At 58.7% G+C, this 15,631-nt stretch carries 16 protein-coding genes; all 16 read left to right on the top strand.

Features of this window, described 5'->3' with window-relative positions; translation table 11 throughout:
* The first annotated feature begins 113 nt into the window (after nucleotides 1-113).
* Nucleotides 114-2,006: a tRNA uridine-5-carboxymethylaminomethyl(34) synthesis enzyme MnmG gene (mnmG, locus tag H2Z84_RS06075; protein ID WP_181835424.1), complete on the top strand. Its 1,893-nt coding sequence runs from the start codon at nucleotides 114-116 to the stop codon at nucleotides 2,004-2,006.
* A 16-nt stretch (nucleotides 2,007-2,022) separates the two neighbouring features.
* Nucleotides 2,023-2,649 (top strand): 16S rRNA (guanine(527)-N(7))-methyltransferase RsmG, encoded by a 627-nt coding sequence (rsmG, locus tag H2Z84_RS06080; protein WP_103523585.1) that lies wholly within the window; start codon nucleotides 2,023-2,025, stop codon nucleotides 2,647-2,649.
* Nucleotides 2,646-3,437 carry a ParA family protein gene (locus H2Z84_RS06085; RefSeq protein ID WP_103523584.1) on the top strand — a complete coding sequence of 264 codons (792 nt, stop codon included), beginning with the start codon at nucleotides 2,646-2,648 and terminating at the stop codon, nucleotides 3,435-3,437. The genes rsmG and H2Z84_RS06085 overlap by 4 nt, the downstream gene beginning before the upstream one ends.
* A gap of 4 nt (nucleotides 3,438-3,441) precedes the next feature.
* Nucleotides 3,442-4,299, top strand: a complete 858-nt coding sequence (locus tag H2Z84_RS06090; protein ID WP_181835185.1) for a ParB/RepB/Spo0J family partition protein — start codon at nucleotides 3,442-3,444, stop codon at nucleotides 4,297-4,299.
* Between the two features lie 92 nt (nucleotides 4,300-4,391).
* A complete protein-coding gene (locus H2Z84_RS06095; protein WP_181835186.1) occupies nucleotides 4,392-4,751 on the top strand; it encodes an ATP synthase subunit I in 360 nt (119 codons plus the stop codon).
* Nucleotides 4,752-4,765: 14 nt separating this feature from the next.
* Entirely contained in the window at nucleotides 4,766-5,584 is an 819-nt protein-coding gene (gene atpB / locus H2Z84_RS06100) for a F0F1 ATP synthase subunit A (RefSeq protein WP_181835187.1), read from the top strand.
* 89 nt (nucleotides 5,585-5,673) lie between these two features.
* Nucleotides 5,674-5,955 carry a F0F1 ATP synthase subunit C gene (gene atpE / locus H2Z84_RS06105; RefSeq protein WP_045847701.1) on the top strand — a complete coding sequence of 94 codons (282 nt, stop codon included), beginning with the start codon at nucleotides 5,674-5,676 and terminating at the stop codon, nucleotides 5,953-5,955.
* 53 nt (nucleotides 5,956-6,008) lie between these two features.
* On the top strand, nucleotides 6,009-6,479 hold the full coding sequence (locus H2Z84_RS06110; protein ID WP_103523580.1) for a F0F1 ATP synthase subunit B: 471 nt from the start codon (nucleotides 6,009-6,011) through the stop codon (nucleotides 6,477-6,479).
* Between the two features lie 7 nt (nucleotides 6,480-6,486).
* Nucleotides 6,487-7,023: a F0F1 ATP synthase subunit delta gene (locus tag H2Z84_RS06115; RefSeq protein WP_103523579.1), complete on the top strand. Its 537-nt coding sequence runs from the start codon at nucleotides 6,487-6,489 to the stop codon at nucleotides 7,021-7,023.
* A gap of 8 nt (nucleotides 7,024-7,031) precedes the next feature.
* Nucleotides 7,032-8,576, top strand: coding sequence for a F0F1 ATP synthase subunit alpha (atpA, locus tag H2Z84_RS06120; RefSeq protein ID WP_181835188.1), 1,545 nt, complete (start codon nucleotides 7,032-7,034; stop codon nucleotides 8,574-8,576).
* Nucleotides 8,577-8,615: 39 nt separating this feature from the next.
* Complete coding sequence (atpG, locus tag H2Z84_RS06125) at nucleotides 8,616-9,482, top strand: F0F1 ATP synthase subunit gamma (protein WP_124644485.1); 867 nt, start codon at nucleotides 8,616-8,618, stop codon at nucleotides 9,480-9,482.
* Nucleotides 9,483-9,524: 42 nt separating this feature from the next.
* A complete protein-coding gene (gene atpD / locus H2Z84_RS06130) occupies nucleotides 9,525-10,919 on the top strand; it encodes a F0F1 ATP synthase subunit beta (protein ID WP_124644486.1) in 1,395 nt (464 codons plus the stop codon).
* A gap of 15 nt (nucleotides 10,920-10,934) precedes the next feature.
* The gene (locus H2Z84_RS06135; protein WP_059285294.1) at nucleotides 10,935-11,357 is read left to right on the top strand and encodes a F0F1 ATP synthase subunit epsilon; all 423 of its coding nucleotides are present in this window, start codon (nucleotides 10,935-10,937) and stop codon (nucleotides 11,355-11,357) included.
* 93 nt (nucleotides 11,358-11,450) lie between these two features.
* Nucleotides 11,451-12,815: a bifunctional UDP-N-acetylglucosamine diphosphorylase/glucosamine-1-phosphate N-acetyltransferase GlmU gene (gene glmU / locus H2Z84_RS06140; protein WP_181835189.1), complete on the top strand. Its 1,365-nt coding sequence runs from the start codon at nucleotides 11,451-11,453 to the stop codon at nucleotides 12,813-12,815.
* Between the two features lie 195 nt (nucleotides 12,816-13,010).
* Complete coding sequence (locus tag H2Z84_RS06145) at nucleotides 13,011-13,802, top strand: DeoR/GlpR family DNA-binding transcription regulator (protein ID WP_181835190.1); 792 nt, start codon at nucleotides 13,011-13,013, stop codon at nucleotides 13,800-13,802.
* Complete coding sequence (gene glmS / locus H2Z84_RS06150) at nucleotides 13,802-15,631, top strand: glutamine--fructose-6-phosphate transaminase (isomerizing) (RefSeq protein ID WP_181835191.1); 1,830 nt, start codon at nucleotides 13,802-13,804, stop codon at nucleotides 15,629-15,631. The genes H2Z84_RS06145 and glmS overlap by 1 nt, the downstream gene beginning before the upstream one ends.

Below are 15,631 nucleotides of genomic sequence, written 5' to 3' on the forward strand. Positions count from 1 at the left end.
GCGAAGTAAATCAATGACTTACACGGTTATCGGTTTTGCCGTAGAATAGGCCGTTTTTCCTGCACGCATCACCCATGCGTCGTTCGCATGCACGGGGTTCCGAGTACAGCCAGATGATTTATCCCACACAATTTGACGTGATCGTGGTCGGCGGCGGTCACGCCGGCACCGAGGCCGCACTGGCCGCAGCCCGCATGGGGCGCGCCACGCTACTGCTTACCCACAATATCGAGACCCTGGGTCAGATGTCGTGCAATCCGTCGATTGGTGGCATCGGCAAGGGTCACCTGGTGAAAGAGGTGGATGCACTGGGCGGCGCCATGGCGCTGGCCACCGATATCGGCGGTATCCAGTTCCGCACCCTCAATGCCTCGAAGGGGCCGGCGGTGCGCGCTACCCGCGCCCAGGCCGACCGCATCCTGTACAAGGCGGCCATTCGCGAGATGCTGGAAAACCAGCCCAATCTCACGCTATTCCAGCAGCCGGTGGATGATCTGCTGATCGAAGGTGATCACGTGGCCGGTGCCATCACCGCCATCGGCATCACTTTCCGTGCCCGTACCGTAGTGCTGACTGCAGGGACCTTTTTGTCCGGTAAGATTCACGTCGGTCTGGAAAACTACACCGGTGGCCGCGCCGGCGATCAGGCAGCGTCCACCTTGGGTGCGCGTCTGCGTGAGCTGGCCTTGCCGGTTGGCCGCCTGAAAACTGGCACGCCGCCGCGCATTGATGGCCGCAGCATCAATTTTTCGGTGATGGAAGAGCAGCCGGGTGATACTCCGGAACCGGTGTTCTCCTATCGTGGCCAGCGCAGCATGCATCCCAAGCAGCTGCCGTGCTGGATTACCCATACCAATCAGCAAACCCACGACATCATCCGTTCCGGCTTCGAGCGCAGCCCGATGTTTACCGGGGTGATCGAAGGCGTCGGCCCGCGTTATTGCCCGTCCATCGAGGACAAGATCAACCGCTTTGCCGACAAGGACAGTCATCAGGTCTTCCTGGAGCCGGAAGGCCTGACCACGCACGAGTTCTACCCCAACGGAATTTCCACCAGCCTGCCGTTTGATATCCAGCTGGCAGCGGTGCGTTCGATTCGCGGCATGGAAAACGCCCATATCCTGCGCCCCGGCTATGCCATCGAATACGATTACTTCGACCCGCGTGGCCTCAAGTCCACGCTGGAAACTAAGGCTATCAAGGGCCTGTTCTTTGCCGGGCAGATCAACGGCACCACCGGTTATGAAGAGGCGGCCGCACAAGGCCTGCTGGCCGGCCTGAATGCCGGCCTGTATTCACGGGATGAAGAGGGCTGGTGTCCGCGCCGCGACGAGGGCTACCTGGGCGTGCTGGTGGACGATCTCATCACCAAGGGCGTGTCCGAGCCTTACCGCATGTTTACTAGCCGTGCCGAATTCCGCCTGCAGCTGCGCGAAGACAATGCCGACTTGCGCCTCACCACCATGGGCCGCAAGCTGGGCCTGGTAGGCGATGCGCAGTGGGATGCCTTCTGCCGCAAGCGTGATGCAGTGGAAGCCGAAACCACGCGCCTGAAAACCACCTGGCTGCATCCGGCCAAACTGCAGGATGCTGCTGCGCTGGAAACCTTGCTGGGCAAGGGCATTGAGCGTGAATACAACCTGTTTGACCTGCTCAAGCGCCCCAATGTCGCCTACCGCGACCTGATGACCCTGCCTGAGGCCGCTGGCGGTGTGGCGGACGACGTGGTTGCCGAGCAAGTAGAAATTCAGGTCAAATATCAAGGCTATATCAACCGCCAGAACGAAGAACTGGCGCGGCGTGACAATCTGGAAGACATCCGCCTGCCGGCCGACATCGACTTTGCTCTGGTCAAGGGTCTGTCCAAGGAAGTGCAACAAAAACTGAATCAGCAGCGCCCGGAAAACCTGGGCCAGGCATCGCGCATCCAGGGCATCACCCCGGCGGCCGTTGCGCTGCTGATGGTGCATCTGAAACGCGGTTTTACCGACGCCAAAATTGAATAATTGCCAAGCCAAGCGCATGACACATACTGCAGAACTGAAAAACGGGCTGGATCAACTGGCCCTGGGATTGAATGAACAACAGCTGGCCTTGCTGGATGGCTATCTGACGCTGCTGGCCAAATGGAACCACACCTATAACCTGACTGCCGTGCGCGAAGAACAGCGCATGGTCAGCTACCACCTGCTGGACAGCCTGTCGCTGGTGCCACACCTGAATGGCGGTACCCGTCTGCTGGACGTAGGCTCAGGCGGCGGCATGCCCGGCATTCCGGCGGCCATTGCCCGGCCGGATCTGCAGGTGGTGCTGCTGGACTCCAACCACAAGAAAACCACCTTCCTGCGTCAGGCGGTCATCGAGCTGGGTTTGCCCAATGTCGAGGTCATCACCAGCCGGGTGGAAGCCTACCAGCCGGAGCAGAAGTTCGACCGCATCACCAGTCGCGCCTTTGCCGAGCTGGCCGAGTTCGTCAAGCTCACCCCGCACCTGCTGGCCGAGGGTGGTCAGTACCTGGCGATGAAGGGTGTCTATCCCTACGAAGAAATCTCGCTGCTGCCAGAGACGGTGGCAGTTGCCGAAGTATTGCCGGTGTCGGTGCCCGGTCTGGACGCCGAACGCCATCTGGTGAGAATGGTGGCTAAATGAATGCAAGGGTGATCGCGGTCGCCAACCAGAAAGGTGGGGTCGGCAAGACCACCACCGTGGTCAACCTGGCAGCAGGTCTGGCTGAGTTGGGGCGGCGGGTACTGATAGTGGATCTCGACCCGCAGGGCAATGCCACCATGGGTAGCGGCATTGCCAAGCAGGCGCTCGAGCAGTCGGTGTATCACGTGCTGCTGGGCGATGCCTCGGTGGAAGAGGTGCGCCAGCCCGCCAAGCAGGGCGGCTATCACGTACTGCCCGCCAACCGCGACCTGGGTGGAGCCGAGCTGGAACTGGTGAATGAGCTGGCCCGCGAAGCCCGTCTGAAAAACGCACTCAGCCTGGTCGACGATCAGTACGACTATGTGTTGATCGACTGCCCGCCCTCGCTCAATCTGCTGACGCTCAATGGCCTGGTGGCCGCCAATAGCGTGCTGATTCCCATGGTGTGTGAATACTATGCGCTGGAAGGGCTGTCCGATCTGGTCACCACCCTGCGCAAGGTGCGCGCAGCGGTGAATCCGCGCATTGAAATCATGGGCCTGCTGCGTACCATGTTCGATGCACGTAGTAATCTTTCACAGCAGGTGTCCGAGCAGCTGGCCAGCCATTTTGGCAGCAAGGTGTTCGAAACCGTCATCCCGCGCAATGTGCGTCTGGCCGAGGCCCCCAGTCATGGCCTGCCCGGTCTGGTGTACGACCGCAATGCTCGCGGTGCACAGGCCTATCTCGCGCTGGCGCAGGAACTGACTGCCCGCCTCGAATCCGCAACCGCAACTCCATCTGTCTGACAACATGGCCAAACTCAAAGGACTCGGGCGCGGTCTTGACGCGCTCCTCGCCACCAGCGCCGCGGTAGACGACCGTCTCACCACGCTTTCCATCGACCTGATCCGTCCCGGCAAATACCAGCCGCGCAGTCATATGAATGAAGTGGCGCTGGATGAGCTGGCCGCGTCGATCCGGGTGCAGGGCATTATCCAGCCGGTGGTGGTGCGCGAAGTGGGCCTCGGTGAATACGAACTGATCGCCGGCGAACGACGCTGGCGTGCCGCGCGCAAGGCGGGTCTTGCCGAAGTGCCGGCCGTGGTGAAAACCGTAGCTGACGAAGCTGCCCTGGCCATGGCGCTGATCGAGAACATCCAGCGCCAGGAACTGGACCCGATAGAAGAGGCGCAAGGTCTCAAGCGGCTGATCAGCGAATTCGGTCTGACACATGAAACCGCTGCCGATGCGGTGGGCCGTTCGCGCAGCGCCGTGTCCAATCTGCTGCGCCTCTTGGCGCTGCCGGAGCCGGTACAGCACATGTTGCATCAGGGTCTGCTGGAAATGGGCCATGCCCGTGCCTTGCTGGCGCTACCGGTGGTGCAGCAGCTGGAGCTGGCGCAGACGGCGGTGGACAAGGGCTGGTCGGTACGCGAAGTCGAGCGCCGGGTACAACAATTGTCTGACCAAAAAACCACAGTGGCGACCGTGGATAAGCGCGTAGATCCGGACATTGCCCGGCTGGAACAGGAAGTCTCGGAATGCATCGGAGCCAAGGTCAGCATCCGTCATGGCGCACGCGGGCAGGGCCGTTTGCAGGTGGAGTATGCCAATCTGGACGATCTGGAACGGCTGCTGGAAAAACTTCAAGCAAAATCAAGCAAATGATTATATGTTGCACTGCAATGGTGCGGGTGATGTTCAGTTTGACGCAAATCAAGCCCTCAGCCTATAATCGAGCGATTTTTTAAGTGTCGGACATGCAAAATCCGGAAGTCGGGCGCGTGCTGCGCCTGCAGGCAAAACTGCTTGTAGTGGCCGTGCTACTTGGCGCCGTATTGAGTGGTGGCACCACGGTGGTTCCGGTGTCGGTTCTGTTGGGGGGATTGTCGGCGCTGATTCCAGCCGCGGTCTATGCCAGAATCGCCTACGCCAAGCGTCATGTCCCACCTGCGGTGCTGATGAAGGCGCACTTCATGGCAGAGGCAGTCAAATTCATTCTGACTGTCTTAATGTTTGGTGCATCTTTGGTGTTTTTCAAGGATTTATCGGTAGTGGGTTTGCTGGCAGGCTTTTTCGCCACGGTGTCCGGCTACTGGTTAGGGCTTCTAATCAAATAATTGAGAAAAGAGCGATGGCAAGCAACGCAATTGAGTACATTAACCACCACCTTACTTTCTGGAACTCCGATCCGTCCCCGGCTCGTGGCTTCTGGAGCCTGCACGTAGATACCTTCTCGGTGTCCCTGGTCCTGGCCTTCGTGTTCGCCGGCATCTTTGCGATGGTGGCCCGTCGTGCCAGCCTGGAAAATCCGGGCAAGCTGCAGTTGTTCGTCGAATCCATCATTGAACTGGTCGATACCCAGGTCAAGGAAATCTTCCATGCAAAAAGCAAGGTCATCGCCCCGCTGGCACTGACCATCTTCTGCTGGATCTTCCTGATGAACGCCATGGACATGCTGCCGGTTGACCTGCTGCCGAATATTGCGCAGTGGATTGGTCACAGCTTCTTCGGCCTGGAAGCACATCACGTTTATTTCCGTTCGGTACCGACCGCCGACGTGAACGCCACCTTCGCCATGTCGCTGTCCGTATTCCTGTGCATCATCGGCTTCTCCATCAAGGCCAAGGGCCTGGGCGGCTGGTTCAAGGAACTGCTGACTGCTCCCTTCCATACCCACCATCCGGTTGGTGCCATCATCCTGGCTCCGCTGAACTTCATCTTCCAGCTGGTGGAACTGGTCGCCAAGCCGATCTCTCTCTCGCTTCGTTTGTTCGGTAACCTGTACGCTGGCGAACTGATCTTCATCCTGATCGCACTGCTGCCCTGGGGCGCGCAGTGGGTTCTGGGCGCACCGTGGGCCATTTTCCACATCCTGATCATTACCCTGCAGGCCTTCGTGTTCATGATGCTGACCATCGTGTACCTGAGCCTGGCAGTGGAAGCGCACTAAAGAGTTCGTAGTATTTGTTTTAGTTTGAGCTTTACCTTTGTTTTAGTTTTTTTACCAACCATCCTTGCATAAGTCTTAGGAGATAAATAATGGAAGCACTCGTTTCTCAGATTCAGTCGATGACCGCTATCGCAGCTGCTCTGATCATTGGCCTGGGCGCTCTGGGTACTGCTATCGGTTTCGCCATTCTGGGTGGCAAGTTCCTCGAGGCCTCCGCCCGTCAACCGGAAATGATCCCGGTTCTGCAAACCAAGCTGTTCATTATCGCCGGTCTGCTTGACGCGATTTCCATGATCGGTGTGGGCGTTGCCATGCTGTACACCTTCAGCAACCCGTTCCTGTCCGCTGCCAAAGCAGCTCTGGGTGGCTAATTTTTAGTCAGTAAACGGTTGGTGTAGAAGTCATTCTCTGGAGGAAAACAAGCGTGGAATTTAACGTAACACTACTGGGCCAGGCGATCACGTTCGCCATCCTGGTATGGTTCACCATGAAGTTTGTTTGGCCTCCGCTTACCAATATGATGGAAGAGCGTGCCAAGCGTATTGCAGACGGCCTGGCCGCTGCAGAACGTGGCAAGCAAGATCTGGAAGCCGCTGAAAAGCGCGTTGCGGACGAAGTTCGCAAGGCCAAGCAGCAAGCAATGGAAATCATTGCTTCTGCCGAGAAGCGTGCTACCCAGATCGTGGACGAAGCCAAGGACAATGCCAGCACTGAAGGTGCCCGTATTGTGGCTGACGCCAAAGGTCAGATCGATCAGGAAGTGATGCGTGCCAAGGAAGCCCTGCGTGAGCATGTGGCCCAGCTGGCCGTAGTCGGCGCAGAGAAGATCCTGCGCAAAGAGATCGATGCAGCCAAGCACGCCGACCTGCTTTCCTCCATCAAAGCGGAGTTTTAATTAACTCATGGCAGAACTCATTACCGTCGCAAGGCCCTACGCCGAAGCGGTATACAGCCTCGCCACCGAAACGCGTACGCTGGACCAGTGGTCCGATGCGCTTGCGTGGCTGGCTGCCATGGTGAACAACCCGGATATGGTCGAAGTTGTCACCAATCCGAAACATACCGCAAAAGAGGTTGAGGCGCTGATGCTGGATGTCCTCGGCGAGCGTGCCAATGAAAGCGTGAAAAACTTTCTGGTCGCCCTGATCGAGAACCACCGCCTGATGCTGCTGCCGCATATCGCCAGTCAGTTCGAACTGTACAAGGCCGAAGCGGAAAACATCGTTGATGCGCAAGTTGAAACGGCGTTCCCGCTGACCGAAGAACAGAAAGCCGAACTCACCAGCACGCTTTCCAAGAAATACGGCAAAACCGTACGTCTTGATGTGCGTGACAATGCCGATCTGATCGGTGGTGTGCGCGTACTGGTAGGTGACGATGTCATCGACAGTTCCGTGCGCGGCAAGCTGCAAGCGATGGCGGCAAGCCTCAAGAATTAGGAGAGATCATGCAGTTGAACCCCTCTGAAATCAGCGATCTGATCAAGGCCAAGATTCAGAACCTGGCTGAAGGCGCTGAAGTCCGTACCAAAGGTACGGTCATTTCCGTGACCGACGGTATCGTTCGTATCCACGGTCTGGCAGACGTGATGCAGGGCGAAATGCTCGAGTTCCCGGGCAACACCTACGGCCTCGCCATGAACCTGGAGCGCGACTTTGTCGGCGCCGTGATTCTGGGCGAGTACGAACACATTTCCGAAGGCGACGAAGTCAAGTGTACCGGTCGCATTCTGGAAGTGCCGGTAGGTCCGGAACTGGTGGGCCGTGTTGTCAATGCTCTGGGTCAGCCGATCGACGGCAAGGGTCCGGTTAACGCCAAGCTGTCCAGCCCGATCGAAAAGATCGCGCCGGGCGTGATTGCGCGTCAATCCGTATCCCAGCCGATGCAGACCGGCCTGAAAGCCATTGACTCCATGGTTCCGGTTGGCCGTGGTCAGCGTGAGCTGATCATTGGTGACCGCCAGACCGGCAAAACTGCCGTTGCTCTGGACGCCATCATCAATCAAAAGGGAACTGGCGTTGTTTGTATCTACGTAGCCGTAGGTCAAAAAGCCTCGTCCATCGCCAACGTGGTTCGCAAGCTGGAAGAGCACGGTGCACTGGGTCACACCATCATCGTTGCTGCTACCGCTTCGGAAGCTGCTGCGCTGCAATTCATTGCACCGTACTCCGGCTGCTCCATGGGCGAATACTTCCGCGACCGCGGCGAAGATGCACTGATCGTATACGATGACTTGTCCAAGCAAGCCGTTGCCTATCGTCAGATCTCCCTGCTGCTGCGTCGTCCCCCGGGCCGTGAAGCCTACCCTGGCGACGTGTTCTACCTCCACTCCCGTCTGCTGGAACGCGCTTCCCGCATCAACGAGGACGAAGTAGAAAAACTGACCAAGGGCGAAGTGAAGGGCAAGACCGGTTCGCTGACCGCACTGCCTATCATCGAAACCCAGGCTGGTGACGTTTCCGCCTTCGTTCCGACCAACGTGATTTCCATCACTGACGGCCAGATCTTCCTGGAATCCGACCTCTTCAACGCAGGTATCCGTCCGGCCATCAACGCCGGTATCTCGGTATCCCGCGTGGGTGGTGCGGCCCAGACCAAGGTCATCAAAAAGCTGGGTGGTGGTATTCGTCTGGCCCTGGCTCAGTATCGTGAACTGGCTGCGTTCTCGCAGTTCGCTTCCGACCTGGACGAAGCAACCCGCAAGCAGCTGCAACACGGTGAAGTGGTTACCGAACTGATGAAGCAGAAGCAGTTCGTGCCGCTGGCCACCGCTGAAATGGCGCTGACCCTGTGGGCTGTGAACAAGGGTAGCTACGAAGACGTTCCGGTGAAGAAGGCCCTGGCATTCGAAGCCGAGTTCCTCGCCTACGTGCGTGCGAACCACGGCGATGTACTGGCAGCCGTTAACGCTTCGGGCGATCTGTCCGGCGACAACGAGAAGCTACTGGCCAAGGCGATGGAATCGTTCAAGGCTGGCTACAGCTTCAACTGAGCCTTTCGACTCACGTCGTAGCTAAAGAAAGGTTCAGGAATGGCAGTCGGTAAAGAGATTCTCACCAAGATCCGAAGCGTGCAAAACACGCAGAAGATCACTCGCGCGATGCAAATGGTGTCAACCTCCAAGATGCGCAAAACGCAAGAGCGTATGCGCGCTGCCCGTCCTTATGCTGAGAAGGTGCGCACTGTTATGGCGCACCTTGCTCAGGCAAACGCGGATCTTGGTCATCCACTGCTTGCACGCCGTGACGTTGTCAAGCGCGCTGGTATCATCCTGGTTTCTTCTGACAAGGGCCTGTGTGGCGGCCTGAACGTAAACTCGTTCAAGCGCTTCTATGCCAAAGTCAAGGAGCTGCAGGATCAAAACGTCGAAATCGACGTGTGCTGCCTGGGTCAAAAGGCCCTGGCTGCTACCCAGCGTGCTCGTCTCAATGTTGTGGCTAGCGCTGTCCAGCTCGGTGATATTCCGAAGATGGACAAACTAATTGGCCCGCTTACAGTGCTGTTCAAGCAGTACGCTGAAGGCGAACTGGACGCGGTTTACATCGTCTATTCCGGTTTCATCAACACGATGAAGCAGGAACCGACAATCGAACAGCTCCTGCCGTTGACTCCGCATCACATGGTGGTGGAGCACTCGCATTCGTGGGATTACCTCTACGAACCGGATGCCCCCAGCCTGATGGAGTTCTTGGTCAAGCGTTACCTGGAGTCGGTGGTGTATCAGGCTCTGGCCGAAAATATGGCTTCCGAACAGGCAGCGCGTATGGTGGCCATGAAAGCCGCAACCGACAACGCGGGTAATACGATCAAGCAGCTGCGCCTTGTGTACAACAAGGCCCGTCAAGCGGCGATTACCACTGAGCTGTCTGAGATTGTGGCTGGTGCCGCAGCGGTGTAAGCCGTACACAGACTGTAAAAGTTAAATGTTTAGGAACCGATAATGAGCCAAGGCAAAATCGTACAAATCATTGGTGCGGTGATCGACGTGGAATTCCCGCGCGACGCCATGCCGAAGGTTTATGATGCCCTGAAGCTGGTTGACGCTGACCTGACGCTCGAAGTCCAGCAGCAGCTGGGCGACGGCGTGGTCCGTACCATTGCGATGGGTAGCTCGGACGGCCTGAAGCGTGGCATGGCTGTTGCCAACACCGGCGCACCGATTTCGGTGCCGGTGGGTAACGCCACCCTGGGTCGTATCATGGATGTACTGGGTAATCCGGTTGATGAAGCTGGTCCGGTGGCTACCGACGCACGTCGCGCCATTCACCAGTCTGCTCCGAAGTTCGACGAGCTGTCTTCCGCTACCGACCTGTTGGAAACTGGCATCAAGGTGATTGACCTGCTGTGCCCGTTTGCCAAGGGCGGTAAGGTTGGTCTGTTCGGCGGTGCCGGTGTAGGCAAGACCGTGAACATGATGGAACTGATCAACAACATCGCGAAGGCCCACTCCGGTCTGTCCGTGTTCGCTGGTGTAGGTGAGCGTACCCGTGAAGGTAACGACTTCTACCACGAAATGAAGGACTCCAACGTACTGGACAAGGTAGCGATGGTGTATGGCCAGATGAACGAGCCGCCGGGTAACCGTCTGCGCGTTGCTCTGACCGGTCTGACCATGGCCGAGCACTTCCGTGACGAGAAGGACGAGTCTGGCAAGGGCCGTGACGTACTGTTGTTCGTTGACAACATCTACCGTTACACCCTGGCCGGCACCGAAGTATCCGCACTGCTGGGCCGTATGCCTTCCGCAGTGGGTTACCAGCCGACTCTGGCCGAAGAAATGGGCCGTCTGCAAGAACGTATTACCTCGACCAAGGATGGTTCCATTACCTCCATCCAGGCCGTATACGTCCCTGCGGATGACTTGACCGACCCGTCCCCGGCAACCACCTTTGCCCACTTGGACGCTACCGTGGTTCTGTCGCGTGACATCGCTGCCCTGGGTATCTACCCGGCCGTTGACCCGCTGGACTCCACTTCGCGCCAGCTGGACCCGCTGGTGGTTGGTGACGAGCACTACTCCGTAGCCCGTGGCGTGCAATCCACGCTGCAGCGCTACAAGGAACTGCGCGACATCATCGCCATTCTGGGTATGGACGAACTGTCCGAGGAAGACAAACTGGTCGTGGCACGCGCTCGTAAGATCCAGCGTTTCCTGTCCCAGCCCTTCCACGTGGCCGAAGTATTTACCGGTTCTCCGGGCAAATACGTCTCCCTGCGCGACACCATCAAGGGCTTCAAGGCGATTCTCGCTGGCGAATACGACCACCTGCCGGAACAAGCGTTCTACATGGTTGGCTCTATTGAAGAAGCCGCTGAGAAAGCCAAGACCCTTTAATTAAGGAGAGGGCTTATGTCCAAGATGCATGTGGAAGTGGTGAGCACCGAACAACTCATCTACTCTGGCGAAGCCGAGTTTCTGGTCGCTCCGGCGCTGGAAGGTGAGATCGGTGTCTATCCGCGACACGTGCCGCTCCTGACCCGTATCAAACCCGGTGTACTGCGCATGACAGTACCCGGCAGCAAGGAAGAAGTGTTGGTGGCTGTCTCCGGCGGCATGCTGGAAGTGCAGCCCACCCACATCACCGTGCTGGCTGATACGGCGATCCGCGGCGAGGATCTCGACGAAGCTCGCGCCAATGAGGCCAAGCGCGCTGCAGAGGAATCTCTGCAGCATGCTACCGATGACCTGAGCACGGCAAAGGCGCACGCTGCCCTGGCAGTAGCCATTGCCCAGCTCAAGGCACTGGATTACCTCAAGAAGCGTGTGCACTAAAAGCGCGAGAACGAATCGTGTATAGTTGCAGGCTGCCACTTTTGTGGCAGCCTTTTTCATTTCTGCATTATTTTTGACCAGTAAAGAGCTCGCATGGACAGCCTCAGCATTGTCATTCTGGCGGCAGGCAAGGGTACCCGCATGTACTCCGCCAAACCCAAGGTTTTGCATCCCATCGGCGGTGCGCCCATGCTGGCGCGTGTCATTGCCACCGCCCGCACGCTCAAGCCGACACGGCTGGTGGTGGTGTACGGATTTGGCGGTGAACAGGTGCGTCAGGTCATCAAGGATGAAGACATCATCTGGGCCGAGCAGGCCGAGCAGCTGGGCACCGGCCACGCGCTGAAAATGGCGCTGTCGGCACTACCACAAGATGGCAAGACCCTGGTGCTGTACGGTGATGTGCCGCTCACCCGCAGCGAAACGCTGCAGCAGCTGATTGCCGCTGCTGGCGATGGCATGGCGGTGCTGACCGACGTACTGGACGACGCCACAGGCTATGGCCGCATGCTGCGCGGAGCCGATGGCAAGCTCAAGGCCATTGTCGAACACAAGGACTGCACGCCGGAGCAGCTGGCCATCCGTGAAATCAATACCGGCATGATGGTGCTGCCCAACCGCCATCTGGGCGACTGGCTGCATGCCTTGCGTAATGGCAATGCCCAGGGCGAATACTATCTGACTGACGTGCTGGAACTGGCCGTCGCCGCTGGCATCCCGGTGGAAAGCGCCAGCGTGTCGGCCTCCTGGGAAGCCGCTGGGGTCAACAACAAGCTGCAACTGGCCGAACTGGAACGCATCCTGCAACTGAATCAGGCGCGTGCCCTGCTGACTGCCGGTGTCACCTTGGCCGACCCGGCCCGCATTGATATCCGTGGCAGCCTGCAACATGGCCGCGATGTCAGCATCGACGTCAATTGCGTGTTCGAAGGCGTGGTGGAGCTGGGCGACAATGTCGAAATCGGTGCCAACTGCGTGCTGAAAAACGTCAAGATCGCGGCAGGCACCCGTATCGCTGCGTTCTCGCATCTGGAGGATGCCGTGGTCGGGGCAGATTGCCGCATCGGCCCGTATGCCCGCCTGCGTCCTGGTGCGGCTCTGGCCGACGAAGTGCATATTGGCAATTTTGTCGAAATCAAAAAGAGCACGGTTGGGCTGGGTTCCAAGGTCAATCACCTCACCTATATTGGCGATGCCGAGATTGGCAGCAAGGTGAATGTGGGTGCCGGCTCGGTAACCTGCAATTACGATGGCGTGAACAAATTCAAGACCGTGATTGGCGACAATGTGTTTGTCGGCTCCGGCACGCTGATGGTGGCTCCGGTCACGCTGGAAAGCGGCGCAACCGTCGGTGCCGGCTCGGTGATCAGCCGCACCGCTCCGGCCGATGCCCTGACCGTGGCCCGTGCACGGCAGGTGACAATTGCCGGCTGGAAGCGACCGCAGAAAAAGAGCTGAAGCGGCTGGCCAGTGCTCTGCTGAAACCCGGTGTGTTTCCTGTAGGAAGCCACCGGGTTTTTGCTGGGGGCTTTCTTTCAGTGTTGTCGTTTTTCTTTCGAAACGAAAGAAAATTGCCTAATTTGTTGTTTTGCTTCATTGCCAAGGATTTTTCGCCTTGCTATCATCGGCAAACTTTCGAAACGAAACCACGGCATGACCAAACGAAACACCCAGCAGCGCCGCCATGCCATTGCCACCCTGGTGCAAGAACAGGGCGAGGTGAGCGTGGACGAGCTGACCCGCCGCTTTGCCACCTCTGAAGTGACCATTCGCAAGGATCTGGCCCTGCTGGAAACCGGCGGCCTGCTGCTGCGCCGCTATGGTGGTGCGGTGTCCTTGCCCAGCGAAATGATGGCCGAACCGGATGCTGGCCAGCTGTCCGACCGCAAGCTGGATATCGCCCGTGCCGCTGCCGAACGCATTCGCGACCATAACCGCATCATCATCGATAGCGGCACCACCACCAGCGGCATGATTCCCCTGCTGGGCAACAAGCGCGGCCTGGTGGTGATGACCAATTCGCTCAATGTGGCCGCTGCGCTGCGCGAGCTGGAAAACGAACCCACCCTGCTGATGACGGGTGGCACCTGGGACCCGCACTCCGAATCCTTCCAGGGCCAGGTGGCCGAGCAGGTACTGCGCTCCTACGATTTCGACCAGCTGTTTGTCGGTGCCGACGGCATCGATCTGGAACGCGGCACCACCACCTTCAACGAACTGGTGGGGCTGTCGCGGGTCATGGCCGAGGTGGCGCGCGAAGTCATCGTGATGGTGGAGTCGGACAAGATAGGCCGCCGCATTCCCAATCTGGAATTGCCGTGGCACAGCATTCACACCCTGATTACCGACGAGGCCCTGCCCGCCGCATCAGCGGACATGATCAAAGCGAAGGGCATCACGCTGATCTGCGCGCCCTCGAACAGTGATAGTGCAAGGAGAAAATAATGTGTGGCATCGTCGGCGCCATTGCGGCGCGTAATGTGGTTTCCATCCTGGTAGATGGCCTGAAACGACTGGAATATCGCGGTTATGACTCCGCTGGCATCGCCGTGCATACCGGTACGGCGATCAGCCGCGTGCGCCGTGTTGGCCGCGTGGCCGAAATGGAAGCCGCTGCCGCTGCCGAAAATCTGCAGGGCATGCTTGGCATCGGCCATACCCGCTGGGCCACCCATGGCGGTGTAACCGAGCCCAATGCCCACCCGCATGTCTCGCACGACAGCATTGCCGTGGTGCACAACGGCATCATCGAGAATCACGAAGAACAGCGCCAGCAACTGAAGGCACTGGGCTACCAATTCACCTCGCAGACTGATACCGAAGTCATTGCCCATCTGGTACATCACTACTACCAAGGCGGTGTCAGCCTATTCGATGCGGTCAAGCAAGCCACCCGCCAGCTGACCGGCGCTTACGCCATCGGCGTGATCGCGCTGGACCGCCCGGACGAACTGGTGTGCGCCCGCATGGGCTGCCCGCTGCTGGTGGGCTTGGGCGAAGGCGAGCACTTCATTGCTTCCGACGTGTCTGCCATCCTGTCCGCCACCCGTCGCGTCATCTTCCTGGAAGAGGGCGATATCGGCCTGCTTACCCGTGACAGCGTGCTGCTGCATGACAAGAACGATCAGGTCATCGAACGCGCCGTGCATGTGTCCGACGTCTCGCTGGCCTCGCTGGAACTGGGCCCGTACAGCCACTTCATGCAGAAGGAAATCCACGAGCAGCCCAAGGCCCTGTCCGACACCATCGAAGCGGTGCTGGAAAACGGCTTTGTCGCCGAACTGTTCGGCACGAACGCCGCCAAGCTGCTGCCGCAGGTAGAGGGCGTGAAAATTCTGGCTTGCGGCACCAGCTTTTATGCCGGCCTGACCGCCAAATACTGGATTGAAAGCATTGCCGGCATCAGCTGCGATGTGGAAATCGCCAGCGAATATCGCTACCGCGATGCCTTTGCCAATCCCAAGCATCTGGTGGTGACCATCTCCCAGTCCGGCGAAACGCTGGACACTATGGAAGCGCTGAAATACGCCAAGGAACTGGGCCATACCATGGCCCTGTCCATCTGCAATGTGCGTGAATCCGCCATTCCGCGTGCCAGCGAACTGGTGTTCTACACCCGCGCCGGTGCCGAAATCGGCGTGGCCTCCACCAAGGCCTTCACCACCCAGCTGGTCGGCCTGTTTGCGCTGGCCGTCACCCTGGGCAAGCAGCGTGGCCGGGTGGATGCCGCTGCCGAGCATGGCTATCAGGAAGCGCTGCGTCAGCTGCCGGGTTCAGTACAGCATGCGCTCAACCTGGAGCCGCAAATCAAGGCCTGGTCCGACAAGTTTGCCGCCAAGCAAAACGCCCTGTTCCTCGGCCGTGGCCTGCACTACCCGATTGCGCTGGAAGGCGCGCTCAAGCTCAAGGAAATCTCCTACATCCACGCCGAAGCCTACCCGGCCGGCGAGCTGAAACACGGCCCGCTGGCGCTAGTGGATGAAAGCATGCCGGTGGTGGTGATTGCCCCCAACGACGCCCTGCTGGAAAAAGTGAAGTCGAACATGCAGGAAGTGCGCGCCCGTGGTGGCGAGCTGTTCGTGTTTGCTGATCTGGACAGCCATTTCAGCGAATCCGACGGCGTACACGTCATCCGCACCCCGCGCCATGTCGGCGTGCTGTCCGCCATCGTCCACACCATTCCGGTGCAGATGCTGGCCTACCACGTCGCCCTGGCCCGCGGCACCGACGTCGACAAGCCACGCAACCTGGCCAAGAGTGTGACGGTGGAGTAA

It is taken from the genome of Aquitalea aquatica, from assembly GCF_013911085.1.
Classification (GTDB): Bacteria; Pseudomonadota; Gammaproteobacteria; order Burkholderiales; family Chromobacteriaceae; genus Aquitalea; species Aquitalea aquatica.